At 74.3% G+C, this 15,218-nt stretch carries 10 protein-coding genes; all 10 read right to left on the bottom strand.

Going from position 1 to position 15,218, the window contains the following annotated elements; genetic code table 11:
- Positions 1-115: 115 nt before the first annotated feature.
- Positions 116-3,559 carry an Ig-like domain-containing protein gene (locus AC07A6_RS05195; protein ID WP_478776148.1) on the bottom strand — a complete coding sequence of 1,148 codons (3,444 nt, stop codon included), beginning with the start codon at positions 3,557-3,559 and terminating at the stop codon, positions 116-118.
- Between the two features lie 257 nt (positions 3,560-3,816).
- Entirely contained in the window at positions 3,817-4,908 is a 1,092-nt protein-coding gene (locus AC07A6_RS05190; RefSeq protein WP_478776147.1) for a hypothetical protein, read from the bottom strand.
- 406 nt (positions 4,909-5,314) lie between these two features.
- Positions 5,315-6,514, bottom strand: coding sequence for a threonine aldolase family protein (locus AC07A6_RS05185; protein ID WP_478776146.1), 1,200 nt, complete (start codon positions 6,512-6,514; stop codon positions 5,315-5,317).
- 232 nt (positions 6,515-6,746) lie between these two features.
- Positions 6,747-8,888, bottom strand: coding sequence for an outer membrane protein assembly factor BamB family protein (locus tag AC07A6_RS05180; RefSeq protein WP_478776145.1), 2,142 nt, complete (start codon positions 8,886-8,888; stop codon positions 6,747-6,749).
- The gene (locus AC07A6_RS05175) at positions 8,885-10,918 is read right to left on the bottom strand and encodes a caspase family protein (protein ID WP_478776144.1); all 2,034 of its coding nucleotides are present in this window, start codon (positions 10,916-10,918) and stop codon (positions 8,885-8,887) included. The genes AC07A6_RS05180 and AC07A6_RS05175 overlap by 4 nt, the downstream gene beginning before the upstream one ends.
- Positions 10,919-10,970: 52 nt before the next feature.
- On the bottom strand, positions 10,971-11,387 hold the full coding sequence (locus tag AC07A6_RS05170) for an effector-associated constant component EACC1 (protein WP_478776143.1): 417 nt from the start codon (positions 11,385-11,387) through the stop codon (positions 10,971-10,973).
- A 113-nt stretch (positions 11,388-11,500) separates the two neighbouring features.
- Complete coding sequence (locus tag AC07A6_RS05165; RefSeq protein ID WP_478776142.1) at positions 11,501-12,703, bottom strand: cytochrome P450 family protein; 1,203 nt, start codon at positions 12,701-12,703, stop codon at positions 11,501-11,503.
- Positions 12,700-13,077, bottom strand: a complete 378-nt coding sequence (locus AC07A6_RS05160; protein ID WP_478776141.1) for a hypothetical protein — start codon at positions 13,075-13,077, stop codon at positions 12,700-12,702. Before AC07A6_RS05160 ends, AC07A6_RS05165 begins: the two co-directional genes overlap by 4 nt.
- 421 nt (positions 13,078-13,498) lie before the next feature.
- Positions 13,499-14,110 carry a TetR/AcrR family transcriptional regulator gene (locus AC07A6_RS05155; RefSeq protein WP_478776140.1) on the bottom strand — a complete coding sequence of 204 codons (612 nt, stop codon included), beginning with the start codon at positions 14,108-14,110 and terminating at the stop codon, positions 13,499-13,501.
- A complete protein-coding gene (locus AC07A6_RS05150; protein ID WP_478776139.1) occupies positions 14,107-15,108 on the bottom strand; it encodes a 3-hydroxybutyryl-CoA dehydrogenase in 1,002 nt (333 codons plus the stop codon). Before AC07A6_RS05150 ends, AC07A6_RS05155 begins: the two co-directional genes overlap by 4 nt.
- Positions 15,109-15,218 lie beyond the last annotated feature (110 nt).

Genomic DNA, 15,218 nt, shown 5'->3' with positions numbered 1-15,218 from the left:
GGGAATGGAGGGGCGGGAAAGAAAACCCACCCCGCTGTGGCTCCCCCCCCCCCCCCCCCCCCCCCCCCCCCCCCCCCCCCCCCCCCCCCCCCCCCCCGGAGCCGGATGACACTGCCTAGCCCTTGTCCTGGTGCTTGCGCTCCTCCAGCGTGACGGCCTCCGTGTCGGTGAAGTCGATGCGTGTCTTGGCCTGCGTCGTGTGCGGGTAGGCGACGAGGGCCGAGCCCGAACCCGACTTGCCGTTGAATTCCTTCTTCAGCAGGCCCTTGGGCGAGCCGGGGCGGACGATCAGCTCGTCACCCTTCTCCGGCCGTACGTGGGACGGGTCGCCGCCGTCGACCGAGATGTTGGCGCTGACGGTGTCCTTGACGAGGAAGCCGATGGTGTCCTTGCCGCCGCGGGCGAGGACGCCGATCCGCTCGGTCTGGGCCGTGGTGATCCGCAGGCCGAGCAGGGTCACGAGCGGCTCCGGCTTGCGGAGCAGCGGCAGGGATTCGACGTGGAGCGTGGTGAACGTGTCCACCACCCCGCGGATCCGGTCGCCCCGGGTGGTGCCCACGATGGTGACTTCGTCGTCTCCGCCGTCGGTGCTGATCCCCACGTCACCGGTGACGTTGTAGAAGTTCAGTACCTGTGTGGAGTCCCCGCGCGTCAGCCGGCCGCTGCTGACACCGAGCGGGGTGAAGGTGAGCCGGTCGTCGCCCGTCCCGCCCGTGACGGCCGCGCCGTGCCCGTTCGCGTCGAGGTTGACCACGGGGATCCCCTGGATGCCGACGAAACCGCCCGGGATGCCCGGGTAGCCCGTGACCTGGCCCTGGGCGATGTCGACCAGGACGTCCGACGTGGCACCGGCGAGGCTGAGCGAGTTGTGCGCGATGGTCACCGGGAGGGAGGAGGAGGCCGGGCTCACGTTGCCGGCGAGGTCCTCCAGGAGGACGTCGACCTCGTACCGGCCGTCGCGCAGGGCGGAGCTGACGACCTCGTACTCGCCGGCCGGGGTGACGGTGTCCTTGCCGACCACGGCCGTGCCGCCGTCGGCCGGCGTGGCCCGGAGCCGGACCAGCGCGTTCGGCTCGACCGACCAGCCCTGGAACGCGGGCTTGATGATGGTCGTGACGTTGTCGACGTCGCTGCCCGCGCTGTCGCTGGAGGCCAGCAGGTCGGGCGCGGCGGCAGGCCGGGCCGGCGCGGTCGTGTCCAGGGTGATCACGAGTGCGTGCGCGCTCTCCGCGCCCGAGCCGGTGACGTGGGCGGTGCCGGCGACCCGGGGGTCGTCGGACGGGTCGACGACGATCACCTCGGCGGTGATCTGGTTCTCGCCCTCCCGCAGGACCGGGTCCAGGCGGATCTGGTACAGCCCCGGCTTGTTCACCGGGTCGACCGGGGTGGCGAAGCCGACGCGCTCCCCGTCGCGCTCCACGGCCACCTTGTAGCCGGGGGCGTCGTCGGTGAGGGCGGGCGTGGCGTTCTGCGGGGACGGCGTGATGCCGGCCGCGCGCAGCTCGGCGTCGTTCACGCGCAGGAAGAGGTCCGGTCCGACGGTCTTGGTGATGTCGTCGTTGTCGGAACGGCCCGAGTCGGACTGCTGCCTGAGGTCCAGGGCGAACGGCTCGGGTGCCGCGCGGTTGACGACGACGAGGTCGTACGTGCCCTGCGGCGGGTCGGTTGGTGAGGCGTCTCCGGGCCGCGTGGGGTCGCTCACGCCGGCGGCGCTGACCACGACGTAGTACTGCTCGTCCTGGACGACCGGGATCGCGAGCCGGCCGGTGGAGGTGCCGGCGCGGGTGGTGACGGTGCCGGTGGCGACGCGGTTGCCGAACTTGTCGTACGCGCGCACCGCGAGCGGGGCGATCACCTCGTTGAAGCGGATCTCGGTGGTGAGGTGGCCGGTGTGGCGGGGCGTGATCCGGAAGAAGTCCACGTCGGTCGCGGTGTGCAGGGTGAGTCCGCGCCGGTTGAACTGCTCGTTCGAGCCGAGGTCGGCGGCCACGGCGTGGTCGGTCGACTCGTTGGGCTCGTGGGTGTCGGGGAAGGCTCCGAGCGTGGAGAAGACGTCGAAGTAGGTGTCCTGGTTGCCCGCGGAGGGGGTGGTGGGTGTGGGCGGGGTGGTGTTGCCGGTCCAGGACGCGTAGGCGATCCCGTCCACCGTCCACAGGCCGTTGTACTCGCCGATCCGGAGCGTCTGGCGGGTCTCGCCGGGGGCCACGGGGCAGTTGGCTGCGGCGTTGCCGAAGCGGCACGGGGCGTTGCGGTCGGGGTCGAAGGGGGCGTCGCTGATGCGGAAGTCCTGCGCCCAGGTCTGTCCGCCGTCCCGGCTGGTGGTGCCGTACAGCTCCAGCAGGAAGTTGTCGGCGCCGTTCGGTCCGGTGCCGCCGTTGCGCCGGCCGCTGCGGTTGTCGTACCAGGTGACGACGGCGTTGCCGTCCTGGTCGATGTGGGCGTGGGGCATGACGGCGAAGGTCTGGCCCGGTCCGTGGTCGACCCGGCCCCGGGTGAAGTTCAGGCCGTTGTCGGTGGAGCGGGCGATGACGACGTCGGCGTCGTCCCCGTCCCCGTAGTTGTTGTTGGGGTCGTCGTTGGCGACGACGTAGACGTTCCCGGCGCGCGCCGGGTCGGGCAGGATGTACGGCTGCACGGAGCCCTGGAGCCAGAAGTCGGTCCCGGGGATCTCGGTGGCCGGGTCGTTCTGCCGGTTGCAGGTGACGCTGGCGTCGCCCGCCCCGAACGGCACGGTCCGCTGCCGGGGGGTGCCGGCTTCGAAGTCGGCACCGCCGTTGCCGTCCCGGAGCAGCTGGATCGTGCCCCGTGCTCCTTCGGTGACCGCCGTCGGTCCTACCTCGCAGGTGTGGGTGTGATAGGCGACGTAGAGGTCGCCGTTCTGGGCGACGGCCGCGTGCGAGGGCCAGACGAAGCCTTCGTTGGTCCCCGAGATCGCAGCGGCGGTGGACCACTGCGTGCCACCGTTCCTGAACCGGGAGAACATGATCCGCGAGCCGTTGGCGGGGGCGGGGGTGATCTCCGTCCAGACGATGTAGACGTTGCCCACGTATGGGCTGGCGGGGTTGGAGTCGACCACCAGCCACGGCTTGTCGTGGTCGACGTTGCCGTTCGGGCTCACCTGGACGGGGGTGTAGGTCTGGGTCCCCACCGTCGTGGTGTCGTTGATCCGGCCGACGCCGACCCCGAGCCGGGCGGGCGTCGGGTTGGTGTTCAGGCCGCCGCTTGACAAGTGCGTGACGAAGAGGTGGCCGTCGGCGTCGAAGGTGAGCACCGGGTCGCCGTTGCAGGGGGTGACGGTCGTCGTCCGTGTGATCGGGAAGCCGTCCCGGCCGTAGTTGAGGTCGATGTGGACGGTGCACCCCGACATGACGGCGACCTGTCCGGGCCTTCGCGGATTGGCGGTGGCGTTGTGCGGCTCGTTGTTGCCGGTGCCGATCCTCCGGTCGTCGCCCGCCCATGCCGGGGGCGCCGCGGGGCCGAGGATCACGAGCGACTGCAGCACGAGGAGAATGGTGCTGACGATGGTGAAGGCACGCCTATGAAGGTGATTGCTCAGCATGCGTCCCGCTCTCTTGCTCTGTACATCCCTCTCCTTCCAGCCCGACGGCCGCATCTGACCTGCGACTCCGCGCGCTGTTCGGGAGGACTGTGGCAGCGGGGCGTCTGCGCCGCCGGGCGTCCGGGGCTGCGTCACGGGAATTCACCGTGATCCCTTGAAGAACCACCCGACCGGAGCAAGCCGGAAGGGCGGCACGCGGACGGACGGCGGCCCCTCCTGGGGCAGGAGGGGCCGCCGCGGGGCGGGTTGCCCGGGGGCTAGCGCTTGTGCCCGTGCTGGACGTCCAGGCAGAGCGCCCAGACGTCGGAGTAGCTCCCCTGGGAGGGCGAGCCGCCGCTGTGGGTGGCTGCCGTCCAGTGCGACGGGTTGGCGCTCCCGTCGCCGGCCGGCGTGCCGGCGGCGTCGCTGGGGAAGCTGCCGTTGAGGTGCGGGCCGCCCGAGGTGGCCTTGCTGAAGTCGGTCGTGGTCACGTTGCCGCCGCTGATCGCGGCGCCGCCGCTGACCAGCTGCCCGTCCTCGCGGGAGCAGCCGGTCGTGGCCGTCGTTCCCGTGGAGGCCGTGTTCGGGCCGCTGACCTCGGTGAAGCGGACCGTCGTGGAGACGTGCTTGAGGTCGATGCCGTCGGTGCTGCAGATCGCGTAGGCGTAGGTCATGTTGTCCGCGCCGCGTCCGCCGCCGATCCCGCCGACCGCCGTCCAGGAGTCGGGGTCGCGCTCGCCGTCACCCGCCGCGATCGAGCCGAAGTGGTGCGCGGCGTCGTTGAAGGTGGGGAAGCTGGCGATCGGCTTGAGGCTGCCGACGCTGGCCGGGGTGGTGCGGGCGCCGCCGCCGATCAGGACGGTGCCGGCCGGGCAGGTCGCCGTCACGAGCTTGGACGACAGCCCGGTGGTGGGCCCGTTGGCCTTGTTCATGACCACCTGGGTGTGCCTGATCAGGTTGGACCGCAGGCATACCGCGTACGGGGTGGTGGAGAAGTGCTCGCTGCTGCGGCTGCCGCTTCCGCCGAACGCCATCCAGTGCGTGGGGTCGGTGCCGACGACCCCGGGGGTGTCGGTGTACTCGGTGGCGCCGTCGGCACTCGGCACCATGCCCATCACGTGGTTGCCGTTGGACATCTCGTCGTTGCCGATGGCCTGGTCGGCGCCGCCGCCGGAGACGAGGCCGTCGCGGCAGTCGGCGTGCGAGGTGACCCCGGTGAAGGGGGTCGCGGGACCCATGGTGGCCCCGGGGGTCTTGACGGTCACGCTCACGGTGTTGGCGTACGCGGAACCCGGCAGGGCCAAGGCCAGAACGGCACCCAGGAGCACCGTCCTGCCTGTCGTGAAGCGGCGCAGAAAACCTGCGTTCATGTGGATCTCCCCATCTGACGGGCGACAAGCGACGAGCGCTGCACAGGGGGATGGGCCTCAAGGCGGCATGGGAGGCACGGGCGGTACGGAGCGGAAGGGGCGCACGGGCATCGGCGGTGGGGAATTGCCACGGCATCACAACGGCTGGCTGCCTCGCGGATGTACGCCGCTCAAGGGGCAGACCTGGGGTTCGGGACCGGCCATCTCGCCGCCCTGTGCCTGGCAGCGCATGCGGACTCTAGCAGTCCTCCGGCCCCGCATCTACATGGCTGTTCTGTACTTTCGAGTAGCAGATGCGGAGATCGGCTGCCTGGTCCTCCAGGGTCGCTCCTCCGGATCGGCCGCCCGGTGCGGCCCCGCCCGGGGGCCAGGACGTCCGCCTGACCTCCCGGGCTGCGGCCGCCGGCTACTTCGTGGTGCGGTCCGCGGAGAAGGCGGATGCCTTCCCCAGTGCTTCGATCGCCTCTTCCATCTCCCGGACCCGGCGGCGCAGTTGCGCCAGTTCCTCGCGCTCGGACGTGGTCAGCGCGCCCGACGGGCCTTCGCCGCGTTCCACCGCCAGCTCCTGTGCGATCGCCGCCGCGAACGCGTCCACGTCGTCCTCGGTGGTGTCGAAGGAGGTCATCCAGCGGACCTCGCCGGCCTGCTCGTTCCAGGTGTAGAAGCGGAAACGCTTCTGCAGGCGCTCGGTGACGGCCGGCGGCAGGACGGCGAAGATCTGGTTGGCCTGCACCGGGCGGGCGATCTCCAGGCCCGGCAGGCCGCGCACCGCCTCGTACAGCCGCTGGGCCATCGCGTTGGAGCGGGCCGCCGAGCGCAGCCACAGGTCGCCGCCGAGCAGCGCCTCGAACTGCACCGACATGAAACGCATCTTGGAGCCCAGCTGCATGCTCGTCTTGCGCAGGTGGGCCGTGCCGCGCACCGCGTCCTCGTTGAGCACCACCACCAGCTCGCCGAAGAGCAGCCCGTTCTTGGTGCCGCCGAGCGAGAGGACGTCCACGCCCGCGTCGGTGGTCATCTCGCGCAGGGACACGCCCAGGGTGGCGGCGGCGTTGGCGAGCCGGGCGCCGTCCAGGTAGACGAGCATGCCCAGGTCGTGCGCGTGGTCGCAGATCGCACGGATCTCGTCCGGCGTGTAGCAGGTGCCGAGCTCGGTGGACTGGGCGATCGAGACGACCTTGGGCCGGGCCCGGTGCTCGTCCTCGAAGCCCCATGCCTGACGGTCGATCAGCTCGGGGGTGAGCTTGCCGTCCCACGTGGGCACCGTCAGGAGCTTGATCCCGGCCATCTTCTCGGGCGCGCCGCCCTCGTCGACGTTGATGTGGGCCGACTCGGCGCAGACCACGGCCTCCCAGCGGGAGAGCATGGTCTGGAGCGCGAACACGTTCGCGCCGGTGCCGTTGAAGACCGGGTACGCCTGCGCGGTGGGGCCGAAGTGGCCGCGCACCACTTCCTGGAGGCGCTCGGTGTAGACGTCGCCGCCGTAGCTGACCTGGTGGCCGCCGTTGACCAGGGCGATCGCCGCGAGTATCTCGGGATGGGTGCCCGCGTAGTTGTCGCTGGCGAAGCCGCGCTCGTCCGGGTCGTGTCGTCGCTGTACGGTCATGGTGCTCGCTGCTCGCTCACTTGTCTCGGTCGTGGGGGTGTGACACACGGGGGCCGGACCGTATGGACCGGATCGCGGTCCTGATCTTGGTCTTTCTATCCGGGCGCTTCGACCCCGGTCAATGGATCACCGCAAGAACATCCGTGAGATCGATATCGCGCCGCATATTTTCCCGTACGGCGGGCCTGTCGGGCGCTGTTCAGGTCCTCGGCCTCCGCGTGCGGCCGGGCGGTCAGGCCGGGCCGTGCGTCGCGTCCACCGCGTACAGGCCGCCGTCGAAGCAGCCGAAGAACAGCAGGCCGTCCAGCAGGGCCGGGGACGAGTCCACCGCGCGGGGGGTGCGGAAGCGCCAGCGTTCCCGTCCCGTGCGCAGGTCGAGGGCGACCACCGCGTCGCCGCCCGTGCCGGTGTAGACGGTGCCGCCGTGGATCAGCGGCGTGGTCTCGATGCCGTCGGAGTCCGGGTGCGGGTCGGGGCGCACCCGCCAACGGGACGTGCCGGTGGCCGCGTCGACGGCGCAGACCTCGTGGGCGGTGGTGCAGACGATCACGGTCCCGTCGGCGAAGGCCGGGCGGCTGCTCCCGTCGATGTCGCCGCGCCCCGACGTCAGGCCGGTGACCCGGGTCCGGCCGGTCGCCAGGTCCAGGCCGAACACGTCACCGCTGCGGGTGGTCACCCAGGCCAGGTCGCCGCCGCCGACCGGGGAGGAGGCCGTCCGCTCGTCGAAGGAGCGGTTCCAGCGCCGCTGCCCGGTGGCGGCGTCCAGGCAGAGGTCCGTCCCGGCCAGCCTGACCAGCACCGCGTCCCGGTACAGGGTGGCGCCCGGTGAGGACGAGCCGTACCAGTCCACGTCCCAGACGCGGGCGCCGTCCCGCAGGTCGTAGGCGATGAGCTGGGCGACCTCCTCGCCGCCGCGCTCGGTGACCGTGACGTAGGCGTACCGGGCGTCGCACACCGCCTCGGCCGCCTGTATCTCCGCGTGCGACCACAGGACGGAGCCCCGCTCCGTGTCGAGGCAGACCAGCATCCGGTTCGCCTGGAGGACCACGCGCCCGCGGCCGTCGCAGCCCAGCCAGGTGCTGGGCGGGGCGGTGCCCGAGCGGTACCAGCGCCGGTCGCCGGTCGCGGCGTCCACCCCGTGCAGCCCGAACTCGGTGTCGACGGCCATGACGGTACGGGTGCCGGCGTCCACGGCCACCGGACGCCACAGCCCCGCCCCGGCCGCGTACCGCCAGCGGGGCCGGTCGCCCGCGGCCGCCCACAGCGCGGTCCCGCCGCCCGCGACGGCCAGCGCCCCGGCCCCGGCGGCCCAGGCCAGGACCCGGCGCCGGGACGTCCGCGCACCGGGCGGCGGCCCGTCGCCGCTCGGGGATCCGGGCCCGCCGGGCTCCGCGGGACCCTTCTCGGCGCCGTCCGGGGCAGCCGGCCGGTGCCGGTCGGTGGGCAGTACGGCGTCGGCGGCCAGCGCCCACTCGGCCCGCCACAGGATCTCGGTGAGCAGCGGCGCCGGCAGCCAACTCCCGTACGCGGGCAGCCGGTCGGCGAACCGGGCGGCGGCCCGGGCGGCCGGCGGGCGCTCCGCGGGGTCCTCGCGCAGGCACGCCGCCACCAGCCGCCGCAGCGGCCCGGGGACACCGGTCGGCGCGGCCGGGCCGCCGGCGGGGCCGGGGCCGGGATACGGGCGGCCCGTCGCCGCCCACACCAGCAGCGCCCCCAGGGCGTACAGGTCGGCCTCGGGCCCGGCCCGCCCGCCCGGCCCGGCCTCCGGCGCCCGGAACGCGGCGGCGGGCGGCACCGGCCCGGCGCGGCCGGGCGTCTCCGCGGCGGCCGCGCCCAGCCCCTCGACCACCGCCCGGACCGAGCAGCCCAGGTCCAGCAGGACCGGGCCGGCGGCCGTGAGTAGGACGTTCCCGGGGGTCAGGGCCAAGTGGGCGGCGCCGGCCGCGTGCACGGCGCCCAGGGTGGCGAGCAGCCCGGCGGCCAGGCTCCGCAGCACCGGCTCGGGGAGCGGCCCGGCGGCCGTGACGGCCTCGGCCAGTCCCAGGCCGGGCAGGTGCGCGGACGCGATCCAGGGCGGGTCCTCGTCGGCCCGGCCTCCGGTCCACTCGGCCAGCCCCGGGTGCGCCACCGCCCCGGCCGCCCCCAGGGCCACCCGCAGCCCGGCCCTGAAGCCGTCCAGGGCGGCGTACTCGGGCCGGACCGCCTTCACGGTCAGGGCCCGGCCCCGCTCGGTCCGGGCCAGCAGGACGCGGCAGGGGCCGCCGTCGTCGGCGAGCACCGCGACGGTGCGCAGCGGCCCGGCCCGCAGCGGGTCTCCGGGCCCCGGCCGGCGCGGCCGCGACGGGGCGAACGGCCCCGGGGCCGGTCCGGTCACGTACGGGGCTCCGTGAGTGCGGTCGCGTACCAGAAGTCCGACACGGCCTCCTCGTACCCGCGGGTGTCGTTGTGCAGGGTGATCTCGGCGTAGCAGGCGCAGCGTTCGTGCGTCCACACCAGTGCGCCGTCGTGCCCGTCGTAGCGCGTGATCACGTAGCTGTAGCCCGACTCGCTGCCCGAGTGGGCGATCCGTGCCGGGTCGGCGGGGATCCGTTGCCGGTACCGCTCCAGGGCCAGCTCGCGGTCGGCGACGGCATGGAAGGCGACCTCGTACGAGGCGTCGAACCGGCTGCGCGCGCAGGTGAGTCCGGCGCACGAGTCGGCTCCCGACATCCACGGGCTCGCCATGGCCCGCAGGGCCGGGTCGTCGAACTCCCGGTCCCACCGGCCGAGGTAGCCGTCGACCGCCATCCACGCGGCGGCCGGCAGGACGACCAGGCCGAAGGACCACACGGTCAGCCGCCGCAGCCACAGCGGTGTCGGCCGCACCCGGACCGGCGCGCCCGTGCTCCCCGCGCCCGGGGCCCCGTGGGCCGTCCGCCGCCCCAGCACGGGCATCAGCGGCAGCAGCCGGTGCGCGGCCGCGGCCCCGAGCACGATCCCGAGGGCCGCGGCGGCCCAGACGAAGGTCACGCTCTCGAAGGCCGTCGAGTCCTTGAGGGCCTGGTAGGTCATCCGCTCGGCCACGGTCCACCTGTTGTTGTCGTACAGGCCCCGGGCGTACGCCAGGTACGCCCCGGGCCATGCCGCCGCCACGGCACCCAGGACCAGCGGCGCGGTGCGCCGTACGTCCCGGGGCTCGCGGGCCGGCAGCCACAGGGCCGTGCCGGTCAGCAGCACGGCCAGCGGCAGGACCGGCGCGGTGTTCTCCCCGTAGAAGGACAGCCCCTGCCACATGCCGTACGCGGTGAGGAGCACCAACCCGGCGCCCGGCAGCCACCACCAGGCCCCCAGCAGCCGCGCCAGCAGCATCACCACGAGGACCGCGCCGGCGGTGCACGCCACGACCAGCAGCGCCACCATGACGGAGGCGTGCCCGATCGGGCTGGCCGAGGCGATGCCCTCGTAGGCGGTGCTGCGGGCCGCGCCCGCGGCGAGCCGCCACTGGGAGCGGTACGCCATCTCGTCGGTGGTCGCCAGCGTCCCGCCGGTGCCGGCGTAGCCCGCCACGACCAGCAGCAGGGCCAGCGCCCACCGGCCGGCCCCGCGCAGCCAGGCGGGCGGCCCCTCGGGCCGTGCGGGCCCGGCCGGCGGACCGGCGGCCGGGGGCCCCGGGGGAGGCGGGGGAGCCAGGGGCGGCAGCCGCCCGACGACCACGTGCGGCGAGCCCGTCATCGAGGCCTTGTGGGTGGGGGTGCCGCCGGCTCCGTCGGCCTCCATGCGCCGGTAGGCGAAGTCGAACAGGTCCGAGAGCCGGGTGTCCTCGGCGCCCGGCCGCTCGGCCCCGCAGCGCAGCCCCGCCACCAGGTAGCCGGTGAAGCGGCTGGTCGTGGTCAGGCTCACCGCGTCGGGGGTCGTCTCGCGTTCGCGGCACGCGGTCAGCACGTGCCGGCCGCGGCTGCCGCGGGCGGCGAGGTAGGTGCCGGTGGGGGCGGTCTTCGCCGCACCCGAGTAGCAGCAGTCGAGGATGATCAGGGTGACGGCCGCCGCGGAGGTCCGCAGTACGGCGTCGAGGTCGGGGAAGCCGAGAGTGGTGTGCTCCTCGTCGCGGCACACGGTGTCGCGGGTGCAGAGCCGCAGGGAGCCCTCGGCGGCCGGGCCGGGCAGGCCGTGCCCGCTGTAGTAGACCAGCAGCAGGTCGTCCTGCGCGGTGCGGGCGCACAGACCCGTGAGGGCCCGCACGATCTCCGGGCCGTCGTGGTCGATGAGCATGACCACGTCCCGTTCCTCGAAGAGGCCCACCCCGGGGTCGGTCAGGGCGCGCGCGAGCTCCAGGACGTCGTTCACGGGGCCGCGCAGGTCCGGGAGGGCCGGCTCGTACGGGTAGTGGCCGTTGCCGACCAGCAAGGCGTGGTACGTGCCCGTCATCGGCCGGTCACCGCGGACCGGCCCGCCGCCGGGACCGCCGGGGTCCGTGGTGTCAGCGCGGCCACCGGCGCCGCCCGAGCTCGTCGAGGACCGCGAAGAGCCGCTCGAACTGCCCGTCGTCCAGCCGGTTCGCGTCCACCCGCAGCCGCTGCTCGGTGCCGTCGGCTTCCGGGTAGGTGATCTCGACGCTGCGGGTGCGGTCCCGCTGGAGCCAGGTCCGCCAGCAGGACGCGACCGTGCGCAGGGCGGCGGCCGAGGTCAGGGCCACCACGAGGGTGTCCGCCAGCCCCTTGCTGCCGTCGGCCGGACGGCCGGAGCGGCGGACCGGGACGCCGTGCGCCTCCAGGTCCCGCAGGAGCTCGCGTTCCTGCTCCAGCCAGTGGTCGTCGTGCTCGTGGAAGCGCGAGCTGTGCAGGGACAGAGCCAGGTCGAGCGGCGGTACGGCCGCCGGGGTCTCCACGTCAGCCATGCTTTCCCCCAAGTGCGGTGCATCACAAAGGAGTTCAAAGGAGTTCAAAGGAGTTCAAGGCTAGCCGGACGGGCCCCGGATGGCACCCACCCGGCCGGACCGGACCGGGCGGGTCAGGCGAGGACCAGGGGGAGGGCGGCCAGGCCCCGGGTGAGGCGGGTCCGGCGCCAGGTCAGGGACTCCGGGGGGACGGCCAGGCGGGTGTCCGGGAAGCGGGTCAGGAGGGTGCGCAGGGCGGTCTCCGCCTCGGCCCGGGCCAGGGGGGCGCCCGGGCAGCGGTGGATGCCGTGGCCGAACGAGAGGTGGGCGCCGGCGTCGCGGTCGAGGTCCAGGCGGTCCGGGGCGGGGAAGGCGGAGGGGTCGCGGTTGGCGGCTCCGGGGGCGATGAGGACCGGGTGGCCGGCCGGGATGGCGGTCCCGCCGATGCTCAGGTCCTGCGTGCTGTGGCGGAACGTGGCCACGCCCACCGGGGAGTCGTGGCGCAGGAGTTCGTCGAGGGCGCCGGGGACGAGGTCCGGGTCCCGGCGCAGGCGGTCGAACGCCTCGGGGTGCCGGAGCAGGGCCAGGACGGCGTTGCCGATGAAGTGGGTGGTGGTCTCGTGCCCGGCCACCACGAGGAGGGCGGCCAGGGAGACGGCCTCGTCCCGGTCGAGGCCGCCCTCGTCGCAGTCGCGGAGGAAGGAGTGGAGCCGGCCGTCTCCGGGGGTGGCGCGGGCCCGGTCCAGGAGCGCGGTGAGGTGGTCGCCGATGCGGTGCGAGGCCGCGTCGACGCGGGCGGTGTCCGTGGCGTCGAAGAGGTCGTGGGACCACTCGGCGAGGCCTGCGCGGTCGGCCTCGGGCACGCCCAGCAGTTCGCAGACGACGGTGACCGGGAGGGGGACGGCCAGGTCCGCCACCAGGTCGATCTCCGTGCCCGGCCGCCATGCGGAGGTGAGGCCGTCCACGACCCGGTCGATGAAGGGGCGCAGTCCGCGGACGCGGCCGGTGGTGAACAGGGGGGTCGCCACCCGGCGGTGGCGGGTGTGGACGGGCGGGTCGCTCGACAGCATGGTGCGGGAGACGGCCGGGTGCAGGTCGCGGTCCGAGGGCCGGCCAGCGAAGAACCGGGCCGTGTCCTTGGACAGGCGGGGGTCGGTGAACGCCTCCCGGGCCTCGGCGTGGCCGGTGATCAGGTACGCGTGGTGGCCGCCGGAGCCGGTGGGGAGCCGCTGGACGGGGCACTCCTGGCGCAGCCGGTCGTAGGCCGGGTAGGGGTCGGCGAAGAAGCGCGGGTCGCGCAGGGGGTCCTGCCCAGGGTCCTCCCGGGGGGCGGTCACGAGGCTGCGCCCGCTTGCCGGGCCGCCGGGCGGGGCGCGTGGGCGGCCGCCACGAGCGGCAGCCGGGCGTTCTCCGCCGGGAGACCGCCCTTGCGGGAGCGGGTGCCGTCGGCGGGCGGGGCCGGCAGGTGGTGGGCGTCCGGGGTCTCCAGGTGGACGCCCCGTGCGGTCTCCGGGTCGACGTTCCGTGCGGTCTCCGGGCGGAGACCGCACCGGGCGTCGAGAGCACCCGGGGTGCTCAGCGGGCGCCGGACGACGGGCCGTCCGCGCGGTCCGGCCGCGGCGTCGCGGAGGCCGCGGGTGCCGGAGCGGTGCGGGAGCCGGGGCGCCGCGTCGTGCGCCCCGCACGGGGCGCGCAGCTGCTCAAGGTCCATGTCCTCACTCCGGTGACGCCGGCCGGGGGTGGCCGGCCGGGCGAACCTCCCCCCCTGGAAGCCCGCGAACGCGCCCCCATGCTGGCACGTTCGCGGCTCCGCTTCGAGGGCGGGGCCGGCGAACGGCCGACGCCCCCTGGGGAAACGCGGCCGCAGGGGGCGTCGGTGCGGGAGTCGTCCGGTCGGCGCCCGGCACGGTGCGTTCGGCGGGCCGCGCCGTCCAGAAGTGGCCCGCCGCTACGCCGATGAAGTCCGCCAGGGCCTTGACGGTGTGCCGGGTCGGGTTCGAGCTTCAGAGGGGTGCGCTCGGCCGGCCATCCGGGCCGCCCATCCGGCGGAGCCCGCGGCGCGCTATGGTGGTGTGCGAGGCCCCGCGTCATCCCCCGTGCGCGGGGCCTCACTTGTGGTCCCCGCCGACGGGTCAGATCTCCGGGAAGGCCTCCGGAACGCCCAGCGCCGGGGCGATCGTGCGCCAGATCACCGCGCGGGCCGTGGCCAGGTCCACCCGCGGGTCGTCCAGCATCAGCCGGATGCCGAGGCCGTCGCACAGCGCCAGCACCAGCGTGCTCAGCCCGGCCACGTCGCAGTCGGTGAACTCCCCCGACGCGATGCCCCGTTCCACCGCGCCGCCGACCCACGCGTGCAGCTGGTCGTACAGGTCGACCGCCAGGTGACGGGCCGCCGCGTCGCGCTGGGCGCGCACCCACAGCTCCTGCCAGAGCTTCCAGTCCTGGCGCAGCTCCTCGTCCGTCGGCAGCATGCTCCGCAGGATCCGGGCCAGCGCCACGGACGCCGGGACCGGACCCTCGTCGGCCGCGGTGTCCTTGCCGGTCTGGGCGAAGGAGTGCGTCATCGCCTCGGCGAAGAGCTTCTCCCGCGTGTCGAAGTGGTAGTGGAGCAGGGCCTTGGAGACGCCCGCGTGCTCGGCGACCTTGCGCATGCTGATGCTCTCGAAGCCGATGTCCGCGATGACCTCGCACGCGGCCGTGAGGATCCGCTCACGTGTCTCGATCGCGCGCTCGGCCTTGGTCACGTCGGCTGCTCCCCGTGTCGGCGCCCGTGGACCGGGCGGGCCCGCCCGGCTGCCCGGGTCGGCACACCACCATCCTCGCTCATCGCGCGGCCCCCGGGGCCGCCGTAGACGTGGAAGCCCCGGCCCGTCTTGCGGCCCAGCCGGCCCGCCTCGACCATCCGGGCGAGCAGCGGCGGCGGGGAGTACTGCGGCTCCCGGTACTCCGCGTACATCGACCGCGCGATGGCCTGCACCGTGTCCAGGCCGATCAGGTCGGCCAGTGCCAGCGGCCCCATCGGGTGGGCGCACCCCAGGGTCATGCCCCGGTCGATGTCCTCGGCCGAGGCCCTGCCGCCCTCGGCCATGCGCACGGCCGCCAGCAGGTACGGCACGAGCAGCGCGTTCACGACGAACCCGGCGCGGTCCCGCGCGCGGACCACCTCCTTGCCCAGGACCCCGGAGGCGAAGGCATGCGCACGCCGGACCGTCTCCTCTCCCGTCAGCAGCGACGGCACCAGCTCGACGAGCGGCAGCACCGGCACCGGGTTGAAGAAGTGCAGGCCGACGACCCGTTCCGGCCGCGAGACGGCGGCGGCCAGCCGGATCACGGGGAGCGATGAGGTGTTCGTCGCCAGGACGGCGTCCGGGCGCTCCACCACCTCGTCGAGCCGGGCGAACACCTCCAGCTTGGCCCGTTCGTCCTCGGCGACCGCCTCGACGACGAGGTCCCGGTCCGCCAGCCGGGCCAGGTCCGTGGTCACCGTCAGCCGGGCGGCCGCGGCGTCCCGTTCGGCGGCGGTGAGCCTGCCGGACGCCGTGGCGCGCCCGAGGGAGCGGACGACCCGCTCCAGGCCGGCGGCCGCTGCCGTACTGCTCGTCTCCACGACCACGACGTCGCGGCCGGCGCGGGCGCAGACCTCGGCGATGCCGGATCCCATCAGCCCGCAGCCCACGACCCCGACCCGTTCGACACCGGAAGCGGCGGCCCCGGTGCCGGCATCGATGTGGACACTGGTCATCCGTACGTTCTCCCTCCACTGGCTCCGTCTGGTGGCGGGGGGGGGGGGGGGGGGGGGGGGGGGGGGGAAGTACATCGAGGGGGGGGGGCGATCTGCAGGCCCAACCAAGA

Source organism: Streptomyces sp. NPDC044002 (assembly GCF_056434525.1).
This window is presented reverse-complemented; position numbering and strand designations above follow the sequence as displayed.